The sequence below is a fragment of the Streptomyces sp. NBC_00859 genome (genome assembly GCF_045161865.1).
Taxonomy (GTDB): domain Bacteria; phylum Actinomycetota; class Actinomycetes; order Streptomycetales; family Streptomycetaceae; genus Streptomyces.
Genome location: NZ_CP108826.1, coordinates 2,465,239 through 2,488,839, shown reverse-complemented (window position 1 = coordinate 2,488,839; position 23,601 = coordinate 2,465,239). Strand labels below are relative to the sequence as shown.

Sequence of the window (23,601 nt, the reverse complement as noted above, 5' to 3'; positions counted from 1 at the left end):
TCAGAGCACCTTCTCAGCGATGTCGTCCTGTGCGGGCCTGCGGAGCAGGGCGATGGCCCCGCTCACGGTGGTCGCCCGGAGTCTGCCGGTCCCCGCGCCCAGGGTCCCGGTGATCTTCTTCGCGCCCCACTGGCCGCTCACGCGCAGGTCCTCGAAGGCGTTGGAGACGGCGCCGCTCGTGGTGTTCGCGCTGACCTCCGCATCCGTCGGCTGGGCCAGCCGGATGGCGACCTCCCCGGAGACGGTGGTGAGGGCGATGTCCGTCGGCTTCCCCGTCGCGTCGAGGTCGACGACCATGTCGCCGCTGACCGATTCCGCCCGTACGGACGAGCCGGTCCCCTCGATCACGGTGAGGTCACCGGAGACCGAGTGGAAGCGCAGATCTCCGCTGACGGCCTGAGCCTCGATGTTCCCCGAAACGGTCTCGGCGAGAACGGCCCCGGACAGCCCGACCAGGGCCGTGTCGCCGCTGACGCCGCGGACCTCGGTGCGCCCCCGGATCCCGGAGACGACGGCGCCCGCGCCCACCACGCCGACCTCGACCCGGGCCGACGCGGGCACCGCGACCGATACGACGGCGTTGCGCCGCCAGCTGCCCCGGTCCAGCCATTTCAGGAACCCCTTCCAGGGCAGATCCTCGTAGGCCACGGTCAGCGTGCCGTCCACCAGCGTCACGGTCAGCGGCGGCCCGTCGATGCCGGAGATCTCCAGCCGGGCGCCGCCCTGCTCGCTCAGTACGGCATCGTCGGTGCCCACGACGTTCACCGTGCCGTTGACGATGCGCACGTTCAGTGCGGTGACGGGTTCGTCGAAGGTGAGCTTCTGCGGCTCCGCCACGGACCTCTCGGACATGGAACTGACCTCCCGGGTCGCTGCAACGCAACATATCGCGTCTCCTGAAGAACACGATATATCGCGGTTGGCCGAAGTCAAGCGCAGGGGTGGAATGCAGGTTTCTGTCCTAGCGTGGGGTCATGTCGGAGAACGCCACAGGTGTCCTGCTGCTCTGCCGCGCGGCCCCGGCCGCCGTACGTCCCGCGGCCCAGGTGCTGGGAGAGCAGCTGCTGCTCGCCCCGGCGGGTGAGGGATGGAGCGTGCTCGTCCCCGAGGGGAAGCCGTGGCTGCACGGGGAGGAACCGGTCGACCGGGTGGCCGGCGGCTGGGTCACCGCGCTCGCGGTCTCCTCGCCCTGGCCGGTGCTGGCCCTGTGGTGGGACTGCGACCGGTCGGGGCTCACCCAGGCCTCCGGATTCCGGCGGCCGGTCGGCTACATGTGGCGCGCGGACGGCACCCCGGTCGGCGAGGACGGCGCGATGCGCACGTTCGGCGCACGGCTGCGGCTCGATCCCGTACTCGATCTCCAGGCCCTGACCGAGCTCACCGTCCCTGACCAGCTCGCCGACTCGCGCTCCCGGCTGACCGGTCTCACCGCGGTCCTGACCGGGGCCGGCCTCACTCTGCCCACCGGGCTCACCCCCGGCGACCCGGCCGACCGGCTGCGCGAGGTGGCCCGGATCCACCCGGCCGCCGGACGGGTCGAACCGACAGGACTGCGGGAAGCCCTGCGGTCGGGGCTCGCCGCTTTCGAGGACGGCTCACTCGGCCCCTGGCTGCGCGGACCGCGTGCCCGCGCTCTCGGCGCGGCCCAGCTGGCCGCGGGACTGCCGCTCGCCCTCTGGGGCTTCAGCCGCCGCAGCGCCGGCTGGACCACGGCGGCCGCGCTGCTGATGGCACACGGGGTCCTTGGCCTCGCGTACGACCGGATGCGCGCGGGCGCCTGACCCCGGTGGTGGCCGGCCGGGACGGTGTCCGGGCGGCGCCGCCCGGACGCGCGCGCCCGTCCGCGGGAGCGCCGGCCGGAGCTACGCTCCCGCCCGGAAGCGCGCCCCGGAGCCGCTACGCGTCGTCCTCGTCCTCGTCGTCGTCCAGCCGGGCCAGCCAGGTCGCCAGGCGCTCGACCGGCACCTCGAAGTCCGGGTTCAGGTCGACGAACGTACGCAGCTGCTCGGCGAGCCACTCGAAAGTGACTTCCTCCTCGCCCCGCCGCTTCTCCAGTTCCTCGATGCCGCGGTCGGTGAAGTACACGTGTCGCTCCTGATGCGTTCCGGATGTTCCCTTCCAGATTATGCGCGGCGCCGACCCGCCCGGTCCGTGGCGGGTTCCGGGACGCCCGGAACGCGGTGAACCCGGAAGGCCGTCCCGGTACCTTGCCCGGGGTGAGCCGTCGCCCGGCGGGGTCCTCTGCGCCCGGTACGCCGCGGGGCCCGTACGCATCGTGTGATGCGTACGGGCCCCACGGGTGAACCTGCCGGTACCGCCTAGGCCTCGAAGACCTCGGCGACCAGCTGGGCCTGCTCGGCCTGGTGACGCTTGGCGGAGCCGACCGCGGGCGACGAGCCGTGCGGTCGCGAGATGCGCTGCAGGCGCTCACCGTGCGGCACATCGGCGCCGACCGCCAGGTCCAGGTGGTCGATCAGGTTGAGCGCGATGAACGGCCACGCACCCTGGTTCGCCGGCTCCTCCTGCGCCCAGAGGTACTTCTCGGCGTTCGGGAACTTGGCGATCTCCGCCTGCAGTTCGGCACCCGGCAGCGGGTACAGACGCTCCAGACGGATGATCGCGGTGTCCGTGACACCGCGCTTGGTGCGCTCCGCGTCCAGGTCGTAGTAGACCTTGCCGGCCGTGAAGACCACCTTGCGCACGGCGCTCGGGTCGACGCTGTCGTCCCCGATGACCGGACGGAAGCCGCCCGTGGTGAACTCGTCCGCCTTCGACGCGGCCGCCTTGAGGCGGAGCATCGACTTCGGGGTGAAGACGACCAGCGGCTTGTGGTGCGGGTTGTGCACCTGCCACCGCAGGAGGTGGAAGTAGTTCGACGGGAGCGTCGGCATGGCGACCGTCATGTTGTTCTGCGCGCACAGCTGGAGGAAGCGCTCCGGGCGGGCGGACGAGTGGTCCGGGCCCTGGCCCTCGTAGCCGTGCGGGAGGAGCAGGGTGACGCCGGACGTCTGGCCCCACTTCTGCTCGGCGGCCGAGATGTACTCGTCCACCACGGTCTGCGCGCCGTTGACGAAGTCACCGAACTGCGCTTCCCACATGACCAGCGACTCCGGGCGGGCCAGCGAGTAGCCGTACTCGAAGCCCATCACCGCGTACTCGCTCAGCAGCGAGTCGTAGACGTTGTAACGCGCCTGCTCGTCGGAGAGGTAGAGCAGCGGGGTGAAGTCCTCGCCGGTCTTGCGGTCGATGAGCACCGCGTGCCGCTGGCCGAAGGTCCCGCGGCGCGAGTCCTGGCCGGAGAGGCGGACCGGGGTGCCCTCCAGGAGAAGCGAGCCGATGGCGAGGGTCTCGCCCATCGCCCAGTCGATCGTGCCCTCGTCGATCATCGCGGCCCGGCGCTGCACCTGCGGCAGCAGCCGCGGGTGCACGGTGATCCGGTCCGGGATGTTGACCTGGGACTCGGCGATCCGCTTCACGACCTCCTGGGAGATCGAGGTGTCCACGGCGACCGGGAACTCCGCCTGCGGGGCCGGGACCGTGGCCTCGGCGGGCTCGGCGGTGGCCTCACGGACCTCCGCGAAGACCTTCTCCAGCTGGCCCTGGAAGTCCTGGAGCGCCTGCTCCGCCTCTTCCAGCGTGATGTCGCCGCGACCGATGAGGGACTCGGTGTAGAGCTTGCGCACCGAGCGCTTCTTGTCGATCAGGTCGTACATCAGCGGCTGTGTGAACGAGGGGTTGTCGGCCTCGTTGTGACCGCGGCGGCGGTAGCAGATGAGGTCGATGACGACGTCCTTGTTGAACGCCTGGCGGAACTCGAACGCGAGGCGCGCGACACGCACCACGGCCTCCGGGTCGTCGCCGTTCACATGGAAGATCGGCGCCTCGATCATGCGGGCCACGTCGGTGGCGTACATCGAGGAGCGCGACGACTCCGGGGCGGCGGTGAAGCCGACCTGGTTGTTGATGACGATGTGCACGGTGCCGCCGGTGCGGTAGCCGCGCAGCTGCGACATGTTGAGCGTCTCGGCGACGACGCCCTGGCCCGCGAAGGCCGCGTCGCCGTGCAGCGCCACCGGCAGCACGGTGAAGTCCGTGCCGCCCTTGTTGATGATGTCCTGCTTGGCGCGCGCGATGCCCTCGACGACCGGGTCGACGGTCTCCAGGTGCGAGGGGTTGGCGGCCAGCGAGACCTTGATCTGCTCGCCGTCCAGACCGGTGAAGGTGCCCTCGGAGCCGAGGTGGTACTTCACGTCGCCCGAGCCGTGCATCGACTTCGGGTCGAGGTTGCCCTCGAACTCGCGGAAGATCTGCGCGTACGACTTGCCGACGATGTTGGCCAGCACGTTGAGACGGCCGCGGTGGGCCATCCCGATGACGACCTCGTCGAGGCGCGACTCGGCCGCCGAGTCGATGACCGCGTCGAGCAGCGGGATGACGGACTCGCCGCCTTCGAGCGAGAACCGCTTCTGGCCGACGTACTTGGTCTGCAGGAAGGTCTCGAACGCCTCCGCCGAGTTCAGCCGGCGCAGGATGCGCAGCTGCTCCTCGCGCTCGGGCTTGGCGTGTGCGCCGCGCTCGATACGGTCCTGGATCCACTTGCGCTGCTTGGGGTCCTGGATGTGCATGAACTCGACGCCGGTGGTGCGGCAGTACGAGTCGCGCAGCACGCCCAGGATGTCGCGCAGCTTCATCATCGACTTGCCGGCGAAGCCGCCGACGGCGAACTCGCGCTCCAGGTCCCAGAGGGTCAGCCCGTGCTCGATGATGTCCAGGTCGGGGTGCTTGCGCTGCTTGTACTCCAGCGGGTCGGTGTCGGCCATGACGTGGCCGCGGACCCGGTAGGAGTGGATCAGCTCGAAGACGCGGGCTGCCTTGGTGACGTCGTTGTCGTGCGAGACGTCGATGTCCTTGAGCCAGCGGACCGGCTCGTACGGGATGCGCAGCGCCTCGAACAGGTCGTCGTAGAAGCCGTTCTCGCCGAGCAGCAGGTTCGCGAGGATCCGCAGGAACTCGCCGGAGGCCGCGCCCTGGATGACCCGGTGGTCGTAGGTCGAGGTCAGGGTCATGACCTTCGAGATGCCCAGCTTGTTCAGGGTGTCCTGCGACGTGCCCTGGAACTCGGCCGGGTAGTCCATCGCGCCGACGCCCATGATGAGGCCCTGACCGGGCATCAGGCGGGGCACGGAGTGGACCGTGCCGATACCGCCGGGGTTGGTGAGCGACGCGGTGACCCCGGTGAAGTCGTCCATCGTCAGCTTGTTCGCGCGGGCACGGCGGACGATGTCCTCGTACGCCTGCCAGAACTCGAAGAAGTTGAGCGTCTCGGCCTTCTTGATGGCCGCGACGACGAGCTGACGGTCGCCGTTCGGCTTCACCAGGTCGATGGCGAGGCCGAGGTTGACGTGGGCCGGCTTGACCAGCGTCGGCTTGCCGTCCTTCACCGCGAAGGAGTGGTTCATCGACGGCATGGCCTTGAGGGCCTGCACCATCGCGAAGCCGATGAGGTGGGTGAAGGAGACCTTCCCGCCCCTGGCGCGCTTCAGGTGGTTGTTGATGACGATGCGGTTGTCGAAGAGCAGCTTCACCGGGACTGCGCGGACGGACGTGGCCGTCGGCAGCTCCAGCGAGGCGTTCATGTTCTTCGCGACCGCCGCGGACGGACCGCGCAGCGTCACCAGCTCGGGGCCCGCTGGGGCCTCGGCTGCGGGCTCGGCCGCTGCGGGGGCCTTCGCCGCCGGCTTCGCGGCCGGGGCGGCCGGCTGCGCGGCGGCCGCGGGCTTCGCGGCGGCAGGCGCGGCCGGAGCCGGGGCCTGCGGCGCCGCGGGCGCGGCAGCCGGGGGAGCAGCAGGCGCGGACGAAGGGGCCGAAGGGGCCCCGGAGGCGGTGGGAGCAGCCCCCGCGGCTGCACCACCCTGCTCGGCGGCGGCCCGGCCGCTCTCACCGGACTGATGTGGAGGGCTCGCGCTCACCGGATCCGCACCCGCTGTGGGAGCACCGGCAGAGCCTGGCTTGTAGTCGGCGAAGAAGTCCCACCAGGCACGGTCAACTGAATTCGGGTCCTGGAGGTACTGCTGGTAGATCTCGTCGACGAGCCACTCATTGGGACCAAAAGCGTCGGCAGGGCTCTTGCCCTGCCCCTCCTGGTCGGTCGAGATGCTCGAGTTACTGGGGGACTGAGACGACACGGCGGCAACCGCCCTCTTCCGCTTCACAAGGTGATGGACAGCGGAAATAAAGGCTACGCCTCCCTGGCCTGGAGGTGCAGGCCGGGCGGGTCAACGTCGCACAAGTCACACTCGAAAGCTGGTTTCGGGGCTTGAAATGGCGGGAAACAAGCGTGGTTCCGCATCATTCGGGTATGACGCGTCACAGCTACCGCCCCTTGGCCGGCACCCTCTGACGCGCATACCCGCGGGTTCCGTCCGGAACGCGAGCTTCCGCTGCAGACTTTACGTCAACTTGGTGTTTTGGATACGCCCGGAAGAGTGACGCGTATCCGGCAGCCGCGGGACGATTCGGCCACCCCGATCCGTCCGCCGTGCAGATCGACCGCCCAGCGGGCGATGGCGAGGCCGAGCCCCGTACCGCCGTCGCTGCCCGGACCGTGCGGCGAGGGTGCGCGGCCCCGGTTGAACCGCTCGAAGACCCGGTGGCGCTCGGATTCGGGGATGCCCGGACCCTCGTCCTGGACCTCCAGGTCCAGCGACTCCGGCTGCGGCCCCCGCCGGGCGCGCAGGGTGACCCGGCCGTGCGGCGGGGAGTGCTTCACCGCGTTGTCGATCAGGTTCGCGACCACCTGGTGGAGCCGCTCCGCGTCCGCGTGCGCGGTCAGCTCGGGCGGCGAGACATCCAGATGGAGGTGGACGTCCGTCCGCGTGTGCTGGCCACCGGAGCCCGGCGTGCCCCGGCGGTGCACGGCCGCGAGACTCGCTTCCTTCAGCACGCCCGACAGATACGGCCACACCTCGAAACGGTTCGCCTTGAGCGGTACGACCCCGTTGTCGAGGCGGGAGAGGTCGAGCAGTGTCTCGACGAGCCTGCCCAGCCGTTCGGTCTGTTTGAGCGCGGTGCGCATCGTCTCGGGGTCGGCGGCCGACACCCCGTCCACGACGTTCTCCAGCACCGCCCGCAGCGCCGCGATCGGCGTCCGCAGCTCGTGCGAGACGTTCGCGACGAGCTCCTTGCGGTGCCGGTCCACCGCCTCCAGGTCCCCGGCCATCCGGTTGATGGTCGTCGCCAGGTCGCCCAGCTCGTCCCTGCGGTCGGCCCCGCTCACCCGCCGGGTGTAGTCACCGTGCGAGATCGACCGCGCGACGGTGTTCATCTCGTCCAGCGGCGAGGTCAGGCTGTGCGCCACGAACTGGGTGATCAGCATCGAGGCGATCACCGAGAAGACCGTGATGAACCGCAGCTCCGTCTTGGTGCGCAGCGCCACGAGGAGCAGCCCCGTGGTGATGAAGACCGAGACCACCACGAGCGTGCCCAGCTTGGCCTTGATCGAGACCGGGAACGGCCGCTGCCGGTTCCAGGGCCACGTCCAGGGCGGGATCCGGGTCCGGTTACCGGGCCAGGTACCGCTCCAGGTCCGGTGGAACCGCTGCCGGTTCATGGCGCCGGGGTCTCCAGCGCGTATCCGACACCGTGCACCGTACGGATGCGCTCCGCGCCGATCTTCCTGCGCAGCGCCTTGATGTGACTGTCGACCGTCCGGGTGCCGGAGGCGTCCGCCCAGTCCCAGACCTCGGCGAGCAGCTGTTCGCGGGAGAGGACGGCGCGCGGGGTGTTCGCCAGGCAGACCAGCAGGTCGAACTCGGTGGGTGTCAGATGGACGTCGTCGTTGCGCACCCGCACGCGCCGCTGCGCGTGGTCGATCTCCAGCTCGCCGAGCCGCAGGATGCCGCTGCGCGGCGTCGAGGCGGCGATGGTCGCCCGCTCCACCCTGCGCAGCAGCACATGGACGCGCGCCGCGAGCTCACGCATCGAGAACGGCTTGGTCATGTAGTCGTCGGCGCCCACGCCGAGCCCGACCAGCATGTCGGTCTCGTCGTCCCGGGCCGTGAGCATCAGCACCGGTACCGGCCGCTGCGCCTGGACGCGGCGGCAGACCTCAAGGCCGTCGAAGCCGGGCAGCATCACGTCGAGAACCATCAGATCCGGCTGCCAGCCCTGGGCGGCGTCCACCGCGGCCGGGCCGTCCGTTGCCGTCTGCACCTGGAAACCCTCCGCCCGCAGCCGGGCGGCGATGGCGTCGACGATCGTCGGGTCGTCCTCGACGACCAGCACCCGGCGCTGGGCGCCCGGAGTGGTCGCGACGCCGTTGTGGGTGGTGTGTGTCTGCTCCATCGCCCGCCCCTGGAAGTGCGCTCTTGGTCTGCGTTCTGCTGCGCGCGGCTCTGTTCTCAGCTGCGCTCTTGGACACGGCGTCCAGATCTCATCTGCCGGTCAGCAGACTAGATGCACGGACGCCGTCCCGGCTACGCAGGGCGAACAGCGAGATGGACCACGTCAGGCACGCCTCGGGCAACTGGGATCTCTTCGGTCCTTACCCCGGTGTATCCGGCATTCCGCAGGGCTTCCTCGAAAGCCGCCGAGGGCTGTGCGGACCAGACGGCAAGGATTCCTCCCGGTCTGAGGCGATTCATACAGGCCGCGAGTCCCTTGGCGGTGTACAGGCCATCGTTGTCATCGGTGACCGTCCACCCCGGCCCGTTGTCGATGTCCAGGCACAAAGCGTCATATGCCGATGTGGAACCGTGGACGTGGGCGACGAGATCGGTGGGCAGGATCACAGTCCGGGGATCGGCGAGCGCCGCACCCGAGATCCGGTCGAGCGGGCCCTCCCGATGCCAGTCGATGACAGCCTGCTCACGCTCGATCACCGTGATCGCACCCCAGCGGGGCTCGGCCGCGGCGTGTGCAAGTGAGAAGCCGACACCGAGTCCGCCGATGAGTACGGAGGGACGGTCGCGTCCGGCGGGCAGCGCGGCCAGTGCCGCATCGATCAGCAGCCGTTCCGAACGGCCGTCCGACGTGTCCATCAGAAAGCACCCGTTGGCGATGATCTCGAAGTGCTCGCCGCGCTCGCGCAGCGCCACTTCGCCGTACGGGCCCTCACGCCGGTCCAGTGTGCGTACGGCGTCGCTGCCGGTGGGGTCGATGGCGTCCATGGGGTCTCGCCTCCCTGGTCGGCCCGGGACGCCTCGGAGGGGTCCGGGGGTTGCTTCCTGTGGTGCATGTCATAGGCGGGGTCGGAGGCTATCGCGGAGAGTGAATGTTGGGGGAAGTGGATTCGGACGGACAGACCGACGGCCGACGGGACGGACAGAGTGCACCACACGCAGCGGACGCGAAGGCCGGCCGGTGGCACGGCCCGCACCCTGCTGCCCTTGCTGCGCCTGCTGCCCACCCCCGGCGGGACGCCCTTCACCTTCGTCTACCTCCTGGTCCTCGTCGCCACCTCGCTCTTCGCCGAGCACGCCGATCCGCACACCGTCACCACCCTGCTGCGCGACTCCAGTACGGACCTGGCGCACCTGGCCCGTACTCCGCTGCTCGTCCTGGTGGGCAGCGCGCTGTGGATAGCCGGCGGCATCTTCTCGCTCTCCGCCGTGGGCCTGTTGCTGGTCCTCACCGCCCTGGAGCGCCGCATAGGCGCCCTGCGCACGGGCGCCGTCTTCCTCGCCGGGCACGTCCTGGCGACGCTGGCCACCGAGATCCCCGTCGGTGTCGCGGTCGCCGCGGGGCGGCTGCCCGACTCCTCACTCCACCGTTTGGACTACGGCATCAGCTTCGGGTTGATGGCCTGCTTCGGGGCCCTGGCCGGACTGCTCCCGCCACTGCTGCGCTGGCCGCTCCTGGCGGCCGTCGCCACGGCGCTCGTCCAGGCGCTGCTGGCCCTCGGTGACCCGCTCACGGACTGGGGCCACCCGCTCTCGCTGACCATCGGCCTGGCCTGCTGGCCGCTCGTACGCCGCTGGGCCTCCGCGAGGTCCGGGCGCGCCCCGCTGGAGCCGGATTCCGCCCCGGCCGGCCCGGACGCCACAGCGGGAGCGCTCGCCGCCGACGCCTCCGCCGACGGCGCCGCCCCGGGCGCCGCGGATCCCGCTCCTGCGGCCTCCGGGGGCCCGATCGCTGAGAGCGAACGTCCCCCCGGGAACACCAGCACCCTTTTCGGCATTGAGTCTGCATAGCTCAACTTCACTGCCTAAGGGGAGATCATGGCTGACACGTCCACACCGCTCACCCTGCCCGTGCTGCCGCTCGACGAAGAGGTCGTGCTGCCCGGAATGGTGGTGCCGCTGGACCTTTCCGACGACGGCGTACGCGCCGCCGTGGAGGCCGCGCAGGCGTCCTCCGCCCGCTCCAGCGGCAACAAGCCGCTGGTCCTTCTCGTTCCGCGGCTCGACGGCAGCTACGCGAGCACCGGCGTCCTCGGCACCGTCGAGCAGGTGGGGAGACTCTCGGACGGAGACCCCGGAGCCCTGGTCCGCGGCCGCGGACGGGTCCGGATCGGCGCCGGCACGACCGGTCCGGGCACCGCGCTCTGGGTCGAGGGGACCCGGATCGACGAGCCCGACCCCGAGCCGCTTCCCGGCTCCGTCACCGGACTCGTCAAGGAGTACAAGGCCCTCGCCACCGACTGGCTGAAGAAGCGGGGAGCCTGGCAGGTCGTCGACCGCGTCCAGCAGATCGAGGGCGTGTCGGCCCTCGCCGACAACTCCGGCTACTCACCGTTCCTCACCCTCGCCCAGAAGACCGAGCTGCTGGAGACCACCGACCCGGTGGCCCGTCTGAAGCTCGCCGTCCAGTGGCTGGGCGAGCACCTCGCCGAGCAGGACGTCGCCGAGTCCATCGCCAAGGACGTCCAGGAGGGCGTGGACAAGCAGCAGCGCGAGTTCCTGCTCCGCCGCCAGCTGGAGGCCGTACGCAAGGAGCTCTCCGAGCTCAACGGCGAGGCGGACGACGAGTCCGACGACTACCGGGCGCGGGTCGAGGCCGCGGTCCTCCCCGGATACGTCAGGGAGGCCGCGCTCAAGGAGGTCGAGAAGCTGGAGCGCTCGTCCGACCAGAGCCCGGAGGGCTCCTGGATCAGGACCTGGCTGGACACCGTCCTCGAACTGCCCTGGAACGAACGCACCGAGGACGAGTACGACATCGCCGGCGCCAAGGCCGTCCTGGACGCCGAGCACTCCGGTCTGGACGACGTGAAGGAGCGCATCACCGAGTACCTGGCGGTGCGCAAGCGCCGCGCCGACCGGGGCATGGGCATCGTGGGCGGCCGCCGGGGCGGGGCAGTGCTGGCCCTGGTCGGGCCGCCCGGTGTCGGCAAGACCTCGCTCGGCGAGGGGGTCGCGCACGCCATGGGCCGCAAGTTCGTCCGCGTCGCGCTCGGCGGCGTGCGGGACGAGGCGGAGATCCGCGGACACCGCCGCACCTACGTCGGCGCCCTGCCCGGACGCATCGTGCGGGCGATCAAGGAGGCCGGCTCGATGAACCCGGTCGTCCTGCTCGACGAGATCGACAAGGTGGGGTCCGACTTCCGGGGCGACCCGGCGGCCGCCCTGCTCGAAGTGCTCGACCCGGCCCAGAACCACACCTTCAGGGACCACTACCTGGAGGTCGACCTGGACCTGTCCGACGTGGTCTTCCTGGCCACCGCGAACGTGCTGGAAGCCATCCCCGAGGCGCTGCTCGACCGGATGGAGCTGGTCAGGCTCGACGGCTACACCGAGGACGAGAAGGTCGTCATCGCCCGCGACCACCTGCTGCCCAGGCAGCTGGAGCGCGCGGGTCTGGAGCCCGGCGAAGTCACCTTCGACGACTCCGCGCTGCGCAAGCTGGCGGGGGAGTACACCCGCGAGGCGGGCGTGCGGAATCTGGAGCGGGCCGTGGGCAGGCTGCTGCGGAAGGTGGCCGCCCGGCACGAGCTGGGTGAGCAGGAGCTGCCGCTCACCGTCACCGAGGCGGAGCTGCGGCCGCTGATCGGGCGCCCGCACCATGTGCCGGAGTCCGCCCAGGACCCGGCCGAGCGCCGTACGGCGGTGCCCGGCGTGGCGACCGGCCTCGCGGTCACCGGCGCGGGCGGCGACGTCCTCTTCGTCGAGGCGTCGCTGGCCGATCCCGAGACGGGCGGCGCGGGGCTGAACCTGACCGGGCAGCTCGGCGACGTCATGAAGGAGTCGGCGCAGATCGCGCTCTCCTTCCTGCGCTCGCGCGGAGCGGAGCTGGAGCTCCCCGTCGCGGATCTGAAGGACCGCGGGGTGCACATCCACTTCCCGGCGGGCGCGGTGCCCAAGGACGGCCCCAGCGCGGGCATCACGATGACGACGGCACTGGCGTCGCTGCTGTCCGGGCGGCAGGTCCGTACGGACGTGGCCATGACCGGCGAGGTGTCGCTGACCGGCCGGGTACTGCCGATCGGCGGGCTGAAGCAGAAGCTGCTGGCCGCGCACCGGGCGGGCATCACGACCGTGGTGATCCCCAAGCGGAACGAGGCCGACCTGGACGACGTCCCCGCCGAGGTGCTGGACACGCTGGAGGTGCACCCGGTCACGGATGTCCGGCAGGTCCTGGAGATCGCGCTGTCCCCCGCGGAGGTACGGCTTCCGGCCGCTGCCTGACGCCGCGGTGCTCTCCCCGGCGCGGCCGCACGGACCCCCGGCGCCATCCGGCGCCGCGGGTCCGGCCTGCGCGGTGTCCGTACGCCGGTCAGCCGTTGGCGAGTGCCTGCACCCGGTCCAGCGCGCCGTTGAACTTGTCGTGGTCGCCGACCGTCGGCCCGGTCGATGTGTACTGCCAGATCGTCTGGACCCCCCAGCCGGCCGGCAGCGCGCCCGGCGCGGAGTTGTAGCGGGCGATCCAGAGCGGGTTGGTCGCGCCGAAGCTGCTGTTGTTGCCCGTGCACTGCGTCCACCAGCTGGTCGCGGTGTAGATGACCGCGTCGCGCCCGGTGAGCGACTTGTAGGTGTTGGCGAAGTCGTGGATCCAGGCGACCATCGATGCCGCGCTCAGGCCGTAGCAGGCGTCGCCGTACGGATTCCACTCGATGTCCAGCACACCGGGCAGGGTCTTGCCGTCGCGGGACCAGCCGCCGCCGTGGCTGACGAAGTAGTTCGCCTGGTTCGCACCGCTGGAGTCGTTGGGGGTCGCGAAGTGGTACGCGCCGCGGATCATGCCGACGTTGTACGCGCCGTTGTACTGCTGCGTGAAGGAGGGGTTCGTGTAGTAATTGCCCTCGGTGGCCTTCGTGTAGGCCCACTTCACGCCGCTGCCCCAGAGGGTCGCCCAGTTCACGTTGCCCTGGTAACCGGAGACGTCGACACCTTCGGTCTGGGCCACGCGGGTGTCGCGGGGGGTGCCGCCCTGGCCGTCGTGCGCGATGACGCCCATCCCCATGGTGGCTGTGCCGCGTGCGGGGGTGTCCGCCGCGGACGCCGTACCGGGCAGAGTCAGCAGAGAGGTGAGGAAGGCGAGAAGAATCCCGACTGCGGCGATGCGTCCGCGTCGGGCCGTTCCGGATCTGAGCACGGGCATGTGCGTGCCTCCGAAAGGCTCGGTGGGGGAGCTGGGAGAAGTATCCGGCATGTCGTGGTGTGGACATGTCAGCAAGGACGAAGCTACGCACGTAGACCCGCGGGGCGGAAGGGGGCCTGGATGCTGCCGTTGGTCTACTCCTGCGAAATACTGACCCAGCTGCGGCGATGGCAGGCGATGAAAGAAACTTTCAGGATCGGGAAAGCTCGTAAGGGGTGCTGACGTGCACGACAGTGGGACCGGAAGTGAACTCCCCGTCCCGGCCGGGAGTGGTGTGGACCATGAATTCCTGGCGCTGGAGCGGGAGTTGACCGTCTTTCTGCGCCGTGCGCGGGCCTCGTCCGGCGAGATGTCGCGCGCCGTCCACCCCGACCTGGAGGCCGCCGCCTACGGGCTGCTGGTCTGCCTCGACGAGTGGGGCGGGCAGCGGGCCACCGATCTGGCCGCCTACATCGGGGTCGGCAGGGCGACCATGAGCCGTCAACTGCGGGCCATCGAGGACCTCGGTCTGGTCACCCGTGAGCAGGATCCGGGTGATGGGCGCGCCTTCATGGTGCAGCTCACCGGTGAGGGGCGTGAACGAATGCGCCGGGTGCGGGACGCGCGCCGTGCCGAGTACGTGCGCAAGCTGGACGGCTGGGACCGGTCCGAGGTCGCCGAACTCGCCCGCCTGCTGCACCACTTGAACGCACGAGCGGAGGACTGAGGGCGCCCTGCGCTGTGAGCGTCCGATGAGGTCGCTCACAGCGCAGGGGCCCCTGAGGGGCCCGGGGCCGGGGCGGAGGTCCGTGTGCCGGGTGGTGGCGCGCGCCGCCTGCCGGCAGGTGCGGCCCTACAGCTCCAGCAGTACGGCCGACGCGTCGTCGTGCGTCTTGCCGTTCCGCAGGAAGGCGCGGTCCGTGTCCGCGTCCTCCAGCGCCCGTACCCGGTCGATCAGCGCCTGCGGACCCTCCTTGCGCAGCACCCCGAGGCACTCCGCCCAGTCGCCCTCCCGGAAGACCTCCACCCAGCGGCTCGCGCCGTCGCTGAGCGCGGCCAGCGCCCGTACCTCGGCCAGGGGCGTGCGCCCGGCCACCGCGCGCGCCGCCACCGCCGGATCGGCGGCCGCCGTGAAGAACCCGCCCTCCTGGTTCCGTGCCGCGTCGGCCGTCGCCTCGGTCGCCAGCACCTCGCGCGGCAGCCGGTCGAGACGGTCGTCCAGGACTGCCCGTACGGCCCCCGCCGGGTCCTCGACCAGCAGGACCGAGTCGGAGAGCACCAGGTGCTCGACGGTGTCGGCGGACCAACGCGCCATGACGACCGTTGCCTGAGGCGTGCGTACGTGAGAAAGGTCACAGGTTGGGCCGTGCGCCGCGGCGGTAAGGCCGATCGCCTCCGCGAGTACCTCACGCAGAGTCATATCCCCCCGCGAACCGGACAGTTCGACCAGGGCGCCGCCGAGTCGGGCGGTGAACCACGGCACACCGTGCACACATCCGTCGGAACCCGCGGGCGGTGTCACGCCGTCGAGCAGCACGAGGAGGCCACCCCTTCCCGATGCGGGCAGGACCGCGCCGGCCCAGTCCTCGTTGGGGCGTCCGGGGCTGCCGGGGGCTGAGGCGAGTTCGATGCGCATACCGCCCAGTCTGCCCGAGGCCTTCACCGTGGGCGCACAGCCGGGGGTGAAAGGTACGGACCGCCGCACACACCGAGGAACTTGGCACGGAATGTACGGCTCCGTGACTCCTGCGGTGCTGTGCGGGCGCGCATCCTGCCAAAGCCGGTCCGGAAGTTCCAACCGGCGCTCCGTGCGCGCCTCGCGTGCGCGGGTCGCAGAGTTGTTCGCCAACTTGCTGTTGATGTTCACTCGTTCAGGTGGCTGACCTGGCGATGCGCACTCCCCTCCCAAAACCACTGGAATGGTCTGAAGCCGTACCAGAGGTGGGAGCGCATCCTGGTGATCAGCCGTCACCTCGGCGTCATGCGTGGACGAGTCAAGATTGTGAGCACCGGTGCAGAACAAGCGGCTTCGGGGCGACAGCGGCGTACCGGCCGAGCGCACAACGCGGGTACGCAGGCGCCTGGTCGCCGGTGTGGCCGTCGTCGGTCTCGCCGTCCTCGCGGCGAGCGCCCCAGCGGTCTACAGCGCTTCGGCGGAACTGACCGACGCCCAGCGGCTGGTCACCCTCTCCGGCCTCGACCAGCAGACCGTCTCCCTCGCACACGCACTCGCGGACGAGCGCGACGACGTCACGGTCTACATCGCGGGCGGGCGCGACAAGAAGGACAAGCTCGCGGCCGACCGGGCCACCCGTGTCGACAGCGAGATCCAGGAGATCGGCGCGGCAGCCCCGGCCGCCCTCCGGGACGACCTCGCCACGCTCCCCTCCGTGCGCAGGACCGCGCTGACCGGCAAGAGCACCGCGCTCGACGCCGACAAGGCGTACTCCGACCTGATCGACAAGGTCCAGCAGACCTCCCGTCAGCTCGCCGACAGGACACCGCCCGAGGCCGCTGCGGCCACCCGTGCGGGTGTCGCCCTCGGCCACGCGGTCGATCAGGCGTCACAGACCCGCGGGCTGCTGCTCGCCGCGCTGGCAGTCCCCCGCCCCGCACCGACCACCGTGTACGACCCGGTGAGCGGTACCTACGTCCAGCGGCAGGGCGCCGCCGGCGGGGCGGACGGCCGTACCCGGGACGGACTGAGCGCCGCCGCCCAGCAGGCCAGGGTCGGCGAACTCTCCGCTCTCGCGGACTTCGACCAGGCCGCCGACCCGGCCGACCAGGAGGCACTGACCTCCACCGTCTCGGGTCCCGAGGTCAGCAGCGCCGAGACCTACCTCTCCCATCTCGCCGACGAGCCCACCCTCTCCGCCGCCGACCTCAGCACCGACCCGGCCAAGGCGGGCGCGGCGCTCACCGCGCGCGTCGACCAGATGCGCGGTGTCGAGGCCTCGCTCGCCGCCCGGCAGGACAAGCGGATCGCCGCGCTCCGCGACGACGCCGTGACCGCGCTCGAACTGCGGATCGCCCTCGCCGGAGTGCTGCTGCTCATCACCGTCGCGGTCGGCGCGGCCGTGGCCCGTACGCTGACCCGCCCGCTCGCCGTCCTGCGGATCGGCGCCGCACGGCTGGCCGGCGCCCCCGAGTCGGAGGAGCCGATCGGGTTCACCGGCCGCAACGACGAGTTCGCCCAGGTCGTCCGCTCCATCAACGCCCTGCACAGCAAGGTCCTCACCGCTGACGCCCGCGCCGAGCGGCTCGCCGGGGACCAGCGCGACCTGCAAGGGGACCAGGAGCGCTTCGACGCCGAACGCGCCGTGCTGGAGGCCGCCGCGGCCGATGCGACCGCCCGCCTCGACCGGCTGCGCCACACCGTGCAGGCGACCTTCGTCAACCTCTCTCTGCGCAGCCTCGGGATCGTCGAGCGCCAGCTCACCGTCATCGAGGGCCTGGAGGAGCGCGAACAGGACCCCGAAGGGCTCGCCACCCTCTTCAAGCTCGACCACATGGCGACCGTGCTGCGCCGCCACAGCGAGAACCTGCTGGTCCTGGCCGGAACCGAGCACGGTACCGGGCAGGGTGCCGGCCCGGTACCGCTGGTGGACGTGCTGCGTGCCGCGGTCAGTGAGATCGAGCGCTACGAGCGGGTCGCGATCCAGTCCCTGCCGCCGCACGCCCAGGTCGCAGGGTTCGCCGCCGACGACATCAGCCACCTGGTCGCCGAACTGCTGGAGAACGCCACCGCGTTCTCCCCGCCGGACGTCCATGTCCAGCTCTCCGGCTGGCTCCTGGAGAACGGCGAGGTGATGCTCTCCGTGCAGGACGAGGGCATCGGCATGTCGCCCGGCCGCCGCACCGAACTCAACTCCCTGCTGGCCGACCCCGACGCGCCGCGTCCGGGCGCACCGGGCGACGAGCAGTCCGGGCTCGGCCTGCAGGTGGCGTCGCTGCTCGCGAAGCGGCACGGCGTACGGGTCGAACTGCGGGAGCAGAAGCAGGGCGGGGTGGCCGCCGTCGTGGTGCTGCCGAGCGCGCTGCTGCCCGAGGAGCCCCCGGCCGTCCCGGCGCGTTTCGTGCCGGGCGCCGGGGCGGCGCCCGCACTGAACATGCCGGGCTCGGTGGCCGAGGCCAACTCCAACACGATCCCGGCCAGGTCGCGTTACGCGATAGGGGCCGACGCCCACGAGCGCACCGCCGACGAGGTCGACGAGCCGACCTTCATGATGCGGCGCCCCGCTCCCGTACCGGAGCCCGGACCGGACTCCGGACCGGAGCCCGTGCGGCAGCCGGACCCGGAAAGCGGCCCCGGCCCGGAAAGCGGCCCCGGCCCGGACGGCGGCCCCGGCCAGGCAGCCGCCGCCCCGGAAGCCGCCAGCGGCCCGGACTCCGCCACCGGGCTGATCCCGGAGCAGGGTGAGCAGGGGGCCGAACGCACCACGGACAAGGGGCTGCCCAAGCGCGTCCCCAAGGTCACCAAGGCTGCCGGGGCGGCGCCGAAGCAGCGCACCGGCAGTGTGGACGCCGCGGCTCTGCGCAGCAGACTCGGAGGCTTCCACCAGGGGGCGAAGGACGGCCGCAAGGATGTCGAAACGGAGATCTCGGAGCAGAGATCGGATGTCGTACGTACCGATGACGCGGGGGACAGTGTCGAGGAGGCACGCAGTTGACTGCGCCCAGCACATTCGGACTCAGCAGTGAAGCCCGGAACCTGCACTGGCTGTTGAAGGATCTCGTCGAGGAGGTGCCAGGGCTCCGTTCGGTCGCCGTCGTCTCGTCCGACGGGCTGATGCTGCTCTCGTCGGACCCCGACGTCCCGGCGGCGAGGCCCGCGGTCCCGGCCGCCCGGCAGGGCGGTCCCAAGGGATCCGCCGCCGACCTCGCCACCATCGTCTCCGGCATCGGCAGCCTCACCATCGGCGCCGCCAAGCTGATGGACGGTGGCGGCGTCAAGCAGACGATGGTCGCGATGGAGGAGGGCAGCGTCTTCGTGATGTCGATCAGCGACGGCTCGCTCCTCGGCGTACACGCCACCCCGGACTGTGACATGAGCGTCGTCGCCTACCACATGGCACTCTTCGTGGGCCGCGCCGGTCATGTCCTCACCCCCGAACTCCGCAGCGAGCTGCGCAAATCGATGGAGAGCGCCCAGTGACCCCGGCCCTTCCGGTCCGTAACCCGGATCGCCGCCCCGCGCGCGTACGCCCGTACTCGCTCACCGGCGGCCGCACCAAGTTCGGCCACATCCTCTTCGTGGAGACCTTCGTGGCCGCGATCGAAGCGTCCCCGGAGCGTCCGGAGCTGGCCAACGGCCCCGCGCGTCTCATGCCGGAGATGCTCGCCATCGTCGAGATCTGCCGGCGGATGCGTACCGTCGCGGAGATCTCGGCGCTGCTCAAGATGCCGCTGGGGGTCGTCCGCGTCCTGCTCAGCGACCTCGCAGACCAGGGAAAGATCCGTGTGTACGGTACCGGGCACGGCGAAGGCCAGCCCGACCGCGCGTTGCTCGAAAGGGTGCTGAGTGGACTCCGCCGTCTCTGAGACGCTGATCCCCGCCGAGGCCGATGAGTCCGTCCAGGCCTGGCAGAACGACCGCACCCGGGCCCCCATATCCACCAAGATCGTGGTGGCGGGCGGCTTCGGCGTCGGCAAGACGACCTTCGTCGGCGCGGTCTCGGAGATCACGCCGCTCCAGACCGAGGCCCTGATGACCCAGGCGAGCGAGGAGACCGACGACCTCAGCGCCACACCGGACAAGCTGACCACCACGGTCGCGATGGACTTCGGCAGGCTGACCCTCGACGACGACCTCGTGCTGTACGTCTTCGGCACCCCGGGGCAGCAGCGCTTCTGGTTCATGTGGGACGACCTGGTGCGCGGCGCTATCGGCGCGATAGTGCTCGCCGACACCCGCAGGCTCGCCGACTGCTTCCCCGCGCTGGACTACTTCGAGAGCTGCGGGCTGCCGTACATCGTCTCGGTCAACCACTTCGAGGGCACACCCGCCTTCGAGGCGAAGGACGTGCGCGAGGCCCTGACGATTCCTCCGCACGTACCTGTACTGATCATGGACGCGCGTAACAGAATCACGGTGGTCGATTCACTGCTGGCCCTGGTGGGGCACGCACTCGACACCGCCCCCGAATAGGAGAACAACCCGCCATGCGGAAGATACTCATCGTCGGAGCCGGCCAGTCCGGGCTCCAGCTCGCCCTCGGCCTCCAGTCCAAGGGCTACGAGGTCACCCTCATGTCCAACCGCACGGCCGATGAGATCCGCTCCGGCAGGGTCATGTCCACGCAGTGCATGTTCCACACGGCGCTGCAGCACGAGCGCGACCTCCAGCTGAACTTCTGGGAGTCCCAGGCACCGAAGATCGAGGGCGTCGGAGTCTCGGTCGCCGGCCCCGACTCCTCCCGCGTCATCGACTGGGTCGGCAAGCTCGACGGCTACGCCCAGTCGGTCGACCAGCGGGTCAAGATGGCCGGCTGGATGGAGACCTTCGCCCAGCGCGGCGGGCAGTTGGTCATCCACGGTGCCGCAGTCTCCGACCTGGACTTCTTCGCCCGGACGTACGACCTGGTGATGGTCTCGGCGGGCAAGGGCGAGCTGGTCTCGATGTTCGGCAGGGACGCCTCGCGCTCCCCGTTCACCGCGCCGCAGCGCGCGCTGGCGGTGGCGTACGTGCACGGCATGGGCGTACGCCCCGAGCACCCGGACTTCGAAGCGGTGCGCTGCAATCTGGTGCCGGGCGTCGGCGAGCTGTTCGTCATGCCCACCCTGACCAACAGCGGCCGCGCGGACATCCTCTTCTGGGAGGGCATACCCGGCGGACCGCTGGACGCCTTCCAGGGCGTCAAGGACCCGTCCGAGCACCTGGCCCTCACGCTCGGACTCATGGAGCAGTTCACTCCCTGGGAGTACGCGCGCGCCACCAAGGTCGAACTGACCGACGCGGGCGGCACGCTCTCCGGCCGGTACGCCCCCACGGTCCGCAACCCGGTCGGCCGGCTGCCCGGCGGCGGCCTGGTCCTCGGCGTCGCCGATGTGGTCGTGGCCAACGACCCGATCACCGGACAGGGCTCCAACTCGGCGTCGAAGTGTGCCGCCGCCTACCTCGGATCCATCGTCGACCGGGGTGACGAGCCCTTCGACGAGGCCTGGATGCAGCAGACGTTCGACCGGTACTGGGAGACGGCGCAGCACGTCACCAAGTGGACGAACGCCATGCTGGGTGTCCCCCCGGAGCACGTGCTGAACCTCATCGGGGCCGCGGGACAGCTCCAGCCGGTGGCCGACCGCTTCGCCAACGGGTTCAACGACCCCGCCGACTTCGGCAACTTCTTCTTCGAGCCGGAGAAGACCGACGCGTACCTGGCCTCGGTCGCAGGAGCCTGACCCGGCGGCCTCACTCCCTGTGCGCCCGGCGCGCCGCCCGGCCCCCGGACCTGTTCAGGCGTCCGGGCGGACCGCGCCGAGGATCGGGTTCGACGCCATGGGCGAGACCCTCACGTTGGCGCCCGGCCGGGGCGCCTGCACGACTCTCCCACCGCCGATGTAGAGCGCCACATGGGTTGCCCCGGGGAAGTACACGATCAGGTCGCCGGGGCGCAGCGCCCGCAGGGACACCTTGTGCAGTCGGCGCCACTGCTCCTGGCTGGTCCGGGGGATCCTGCGCCCCGCGTGCGCCCAGGCGCGCCAGGTCAGCCCCGAGCAGTCGAAGGAGTGGGGGCCCTCGGCGCCCCAGAGGTACGGCTTGCCGACCTGCGCGAGTGCGTAGGCGACGGCACGGGTGCCCTGCGATGTCGCCGTGGCCGGCGGGCCGCTCAGCGCCCCGGACGCGTCCAGCGCGTCCTGGGCAGCCGTGGTGTCGGCGTCGTCCTGCGTCCTGACGTCGGATGCCTCGCTGGGGGAGAGGCCGGCGAGCAGCGCCTCCGCCTCGCGCAGCCGGGCCACAGCGGTCTGGTACTGCTTCTTCTGCCGGGCGGCGAGCGCCTGCTTCTTCTGCAGTGCGGCGCGTGACGCAGTGTCGAGCGTCCCGGCGTGCTTCTCGGCGGTCCTGAGCCTGGCGGCCTTGGCCAGCAGGTCGGCCGATGCCCGCTGGACCTGGTGGCCCGAGTCGAGAGCCTGCTGGGGGTCGGCGCCGAGCATCAGACTCAGATAGGGCGAGAGCTCGGACTGCCCCTGGTACTGCTCGCGGGCCAGCCTGCCGGCCGCGTTGCGGCTCTGCGCGAGCTCCATCCGCGCCTTCACCAGACCGGCGCCGACGGTCTTGGCGGCGGTCTCCTGACGCTTGAGCGCTTCCGTGGTGGCGCGATAGGTCTGTCCGGCCTGCTCGGACTGCTGGTAGAGGGTCCGGAGCCGGGTCAGGGTGGCCTCGGCCGTGGTGCGGGGGGCTTCGGGCGCGACACCCGGTTCGCCCGGAGCCGGGCTCGCCGCCGCGGGGTCGGCCGGTGCGACCGGTTCGCCCTGGGCCGCCGGTCCGGCCGGGCCGCCGGTCGCTTCGGGGCCGGCGGGGGCCGTGGGGCCCGAGGGAGCGGGCGCCGTCACCGGGCCCGGTTCCGGTACGGGGCTGCCGATGCGGCCGACCGGGTCGGCCAGTGCGGGGGTCGTACCGACGACCACGGTGGCCAGCGCCGTCGTACAGATGAACCGCAGCAGTCTGCCTGACACCACATCACCTCTGCTTCCGGGGCGGGTCATCCGCCCCGGACCGAGCATGGGACGAAGCCGCTGATGCCACCTCCGGTGTGGGCGGATCGGCCCAATCCGGTCACCCGGACAGGTCGGATCCGGCTCATGGCCCGGCCCCGCATCTGGCAGTGCGTCAGATCAGGCGGGCCCGGCGCCCGGCCCGGCTTCCGGCCCGGCTTCCGGCCCGGTGTCCGGTTTCACGTCCGGTTTGGACCACGGCCACTTCAGCGTGCGGGGCCGGCCGTCCGGGGCGTACTCGTACGTCCAGCCGCGCTGGATGCCCAGCCGTTTGGTATGGCCGGCCGGGGTGCGGACATAGACCAGCACGGTCGGCGGCCCGCCCGCGGCGTCCGGGACGGGAACTTCGTACACCTTGGGCGGCTGACCGGTCGGGCCGAGCAGGACGGGCAGGACCCGCCCGTCCAGCGGACCGCCCACGAACAGGGTCTCTTCGCTCTTCACCGGGCCAGTCTGACGCAGGGGCCCCGCCCCCCACAGCAGCCCCCGGGCCGCCTGACGGGGAAGGGCCCGGCCGGGTCAGGGCGCGGTCGCCCCGCCGTCCAGCAGATGCGCGGCCTCGTCCATCACCGGCAGCAGCCTGCGCGCCAGGGCTCCGACCGCCCCGTCGGGCCGCTCGGTGGCCAGCGCAGTCCGCACGATCGCCGCGGTCTGCGGGTCGGTCGTGGCGCTCGCCGCCAGGAGCGCGATGAGGTGGTCGATGAGCCAGTCGCGGAGCTCGTCGAGAGACGGCTGCTTCCCTTCGTCCAGCCAGATCAGCGAGGCGGCTTCGACGGCGCTGATCCAGGTCCGCACCATCATGCGCAGCCGGGGCCCCGGCCCCGCGACGCCGAGGTGGACGAGGATCTGCTCGGCCGCGGCCCGCCGCACCTCGTCGACTATCGCGCCGGTACGGGAGGTCTCGGCGACGCTGCCTCCCTGCAGCAGAGCCGAGAACCCGGCGTCGTGCTGGTCGACGAAGTCGAGGTAGCGGTCGAGCACCCGTGCCAGCCGCACGGTGACAGGACCTGTCTGCGGCTGGGCGAAGCAGAGTTCGAGCTCGTCGGCGGCGGAGCGCAGGGCCTTCTCGTACAACTGCTGCTTGCCACCGGGGAAATAGCGGTAGACGAGAGGCCGGGAGACCCCTGCCGCCTCGGCGACATCGTCCAGCGAGACCTCGTCGGGCGCCCGGTGCGCGAAGAGCGACAGGGCCGCGTCGAGGAGCTGGGAACGGCGCTCCTCGACGCCGAGGCGTCGGTACGCGGGGATCGCTGCGGGGGTCATGACCGCAGCGTAATGCCGGTGTTGGCGCCGGGGCATGTTCCTGCCGCCCCGGTACGCGCCCCGCCATTGCGCCACCGCCATACTGCGAGTGATCATTCCGCTCTTGCGTGCCCG

20 protein-coding genes are annotated in these 23,601 nt (G+C 71.1%); 9 read left to right on the top strand and 11 right to left on the bottom strand.

The window, feature by feature from the left end; translation table 11 throughout:
- Positions 1-852, bottom strand: coding sequence for a DUF4097 family beta strand repeat-containing protein (locus OG584_RS10350; RefSeq protein WP_405777240.1), 852 nt, complete (start codon positions 850-852; stop codon positions 1-3).
- Between the two features lie 122 nt (positions 853-974).
- Here OG584_RS10350 and OG584_RS10345 point away from each other — a divergent pair, with 122 nt between their 5' ends.
- Positions 975-1,781 (top strand): hypothetical protein, encoded by an 807-nt coding sequence (locus OG584_RS10345; RefSeq protein WP_405777238.1) that lies wholly within the window; start codon positions 975-977, stop codon positions 1,779-1,781.
- 115 nt (positions 1,782-1,896) lie between these two features.
- Here the strand turns inward: OG584_RS10345 and OG584_RS10340 are convergent, their stop codons facing one another.
- The 5 genes from OG584_RS10340 to OG584_RS10320 all read right to left on the bottom strand — a co-directional run bounded on the left by OG584_RS10340 (position 1,897) and on the right by OG584_RS10320 (position 9,167).
- The gene (locus OG584_RS10340) at positions 1,897-2,085 is read right to left on the bottom strand and encodes a DUF6104 family protein (protein WP_214949374.1); all 189 of its coding nucleotides are present in this window, start codon (positions 2,083-2,085) and stop codon (positions 1,897-1,899) included.
- Between the two features lie 233 nt (positions 2,086-2,318).
- Positions 2,319-6,185: a multifunctional oxoglutarate decarboxylase/oxoglutarate dehydrogenase thiamine pyrophosphate-binding subunit/dihydrolipoyllysine-residue succinyltransferase subunit gene (locus OG584_RS10335; protein ID WP_405777236.1), complete on the bottom strand. Its 3,867-nt coding sequence runs from the start codon at positions 6,183-6,185 to the stop codon at positions 2,319-2,321.
- Between the two features lie 269 nt (positions 6,186-6,454).
- Complete coding sequence (locus OG584_RS10330) at positions 6,455-7,609, bottom strand: ATP-binding protein (RefSeq protein WP_405777234.1); 1,155 nt, start codon at positions 7,607-7,609, stop codon at positions 6,455-6,457.
- Entirely contained in the window at positions 7,606-8,343 is a 738-nt protein-coding gene (locus tag OG584_RS10325; protein WP_405777232.1) for a response regulator transcription factor, read from the bottom strand. Before OG584_RS10325 ends, OG584_RS10330 begins: the two co-directional genes overlap by 4 nt.
- A gap of 131 nt (positions 8,344-8,474) precedes the next feature.
- Entirely contained in the window at positions 8,475-9,167 is a 693-nt protein-coding gene (locus OG584_RS10320; RefSeq protein ID WP_405777230.1) for a spermidine synthase, read from the bottom strand.
- Positions 9,168-9,326: 159 nt separating this feature from the next.
- Between OG584_RS10320 and OG584_RS10315 the strand changes: the two genes are divergently transcribed.
- Both OG584_RS10315 and lon read left to right on the top strand, forming a co-directional pair.
- On the top strand, positions 9,327-10,190 hold the full coding sequence (locus OG584_RS10315; RefSeq protein ID WP_405777228.1) for a rhomboid-like protein: 864 nt from the start codon (positions 9,327-9,329) through the stop codon (positions 10,188-10,190).
- Between the two features lie 27 nt (positions 10,191-10,217).
- Positions 10,218-12,620, top strand: a complete 2,403-nt coding sequence (lon, locus tag OG584_RS10310; RefSeq protein WP_405777226.1) for an endopeptidase La — start codon at positions 10,218-10,220, stop codon at positions 12,618-12,620.
- Positions 12,621-12,708: 88 nt separating this feature from the next.
- Here the strand turns inward: lon and OG584_RS10305 are convergent, their stop codons facing one another.
- The gene (locus OG584_RS10305; RefSeq protein ID WP_405777224.1) at positions 12,709-13,533 is read right to left on the bottom strand and encodes a lysozyme; all 825 of its coding nucleotides are present in this window, start codon (positions 13,531-13,533) and stop codon (positions 12,709-12,711) included.
- Between the two features lie 223 nt (positions 13,534-13,756).
- Here OG584_RS10305 and OG584_RS10300 point away from each other — a divergent pair, with 223 nt between their 5' ends.
- Positions 13,757-14,239: a MarR family winged helix-turn-helix transcriptional regulator gene (locus OG584_RS10300; RefSeq protein WP_405777222.1), complete on the top strand. Its 483-nt coding sequence runs from the start codon at positions 13,757-13,759 to the stop codon at positions 14,237-14,239.
- Positions 14,240-14,365: 126 nt separating this feature from the next.
- Here OG584_RS10300 and OG584_RS10295 read toward each other — a convergent pair whose 3' ends face one another.
- Positions 14,366-15,148: a hypothetical protein gene (locus OG584_RS10295; protein WP_405777221.1), complete on the bottom strand. Its 783-nt coding sequence runs from the start codon at positions 15,146-15,148 to the stop codon at positions 14,366-14,368.
- Between the two features lie 376 nt (positions 15,149-15,524).
- On the opposite strand from OG584_RS10295, the gene OG584_RS10290 reads away from it, so the two are divergent.
- Genes OG584_RS10290 through OG584_RS10270 form a run of 5 tightly spaced genes read left to right on the top strand, consistent with a single transcriptional unit; the run spans position 15,525 to position 20,910 of the window.
- Positions 15,525-18,182 (top strand): nitrate- and nitrite sensing domain-containing protein, encoded by a 2,658-nt coding sequence (locus tag OG584_RS10290; protein ID WP_405777219.1) that lies wholly within the window; start codon positions 15,525-15,527, stop codon positions 18,180-18,182.
- A complete protein-coding gene (locus OG584_RS10285; protein WP_405777217.1) occupies positions 18,179-18,667 on the top strand; it encodes a roadblock/LC7 domain-containing protein in 489 nt (162 codons plus the stop codon). The genes OG584_RS10290 and OG584_RS10285 overlap by 4 nt, the downstream gene beginning before the upstream one ends.
- Positions 18,646-19,053 carry a DUF742 domain-containing protein gene (locus tag OG584_RS10280; protein ID WP_405783978.1) on the top strand — a complete coding sequence of 136 codons (408 nt, stop codon included), beginning with the start codon at positions 18,646-18,648 and terminating at the stop codon, positions 19,051-19,053. Before OG584_RS10285 ends, OG584_RS10280 begins: the two co-directional genes overlap by 22 nt.
- Positions 19,034-19,660 carry a GTP-binding protein gene (locus OG584_RS10275; protein ID WP_405777215.1) on the top strand — a complete coding sequence of 209 codons (627 nt, stop codon included), beginning with the start codon at positions 19,034-19,036 and terminating at the stop codon, positions 19,658-19,660. Before OG584_RS10280 ends, OG584_RS10275 begins: the two co-directional genes overlap by 20 nt.
- Before the next feature lie 14 nt (positions 19,661-19,674).
- The gene (locus OG584_RS10270) at positions 19,675-20,910 is read left to right on the top strand and encodes a styrene monooxygenase/indole monooxygenase family protein (protein WP_405777213.1); all 1,236 of its coding nucleotides are present in this window, start codon (positions 19,675-19,677) and stop codon (positions 20,908-20,910) included.
- Positions 20,911-20,964: 54 nt separating this feature from the next.
- Here OG584_RS10270 and OG584_RS10265 read toward each other — a convergent pair whose 3' ends face one another.
- The 3 genes from OG584_RS10265 to OG584_RS10255 form a co-directional block, all read right to left on the bottom strand.
- Positions 20,965-22,185 (bottom strand): NlpC/P60 family protein, encoded by a 1,221-nt coding sequence (locus OG584_RS10265; RefSeq protein ID WP_405777211.1) that lies wholly within the window; start codon positions 22,183-22,185, stop codon positions 20,965-20,967.
- A gap of 159 nt (positions 22,186-22,344) precedes the next feature.
- Entirely contained in the window at positions 22,345-22,668 is a 324-nt protein-coding gene (locus tag OG584_RS10260; RefSeq protein WP_405777209.1) for a hypothetical protein, read from the bottom strand.
- 75 nt (positions 22,669-22,743) lie between these two features.
- Positions 22,744-23,487, bottom strand: coding sequence for a TetR/AcrR family transcriptional regulator (locus OG584_RS10255; protein ID WP_405777207.1), 744 nt, complete (start codon positions 23,485-23,487; stop codon positions 22,744-22,746).
- Positions 23,488-23,601: the final 114 nt, after the last annotated feature.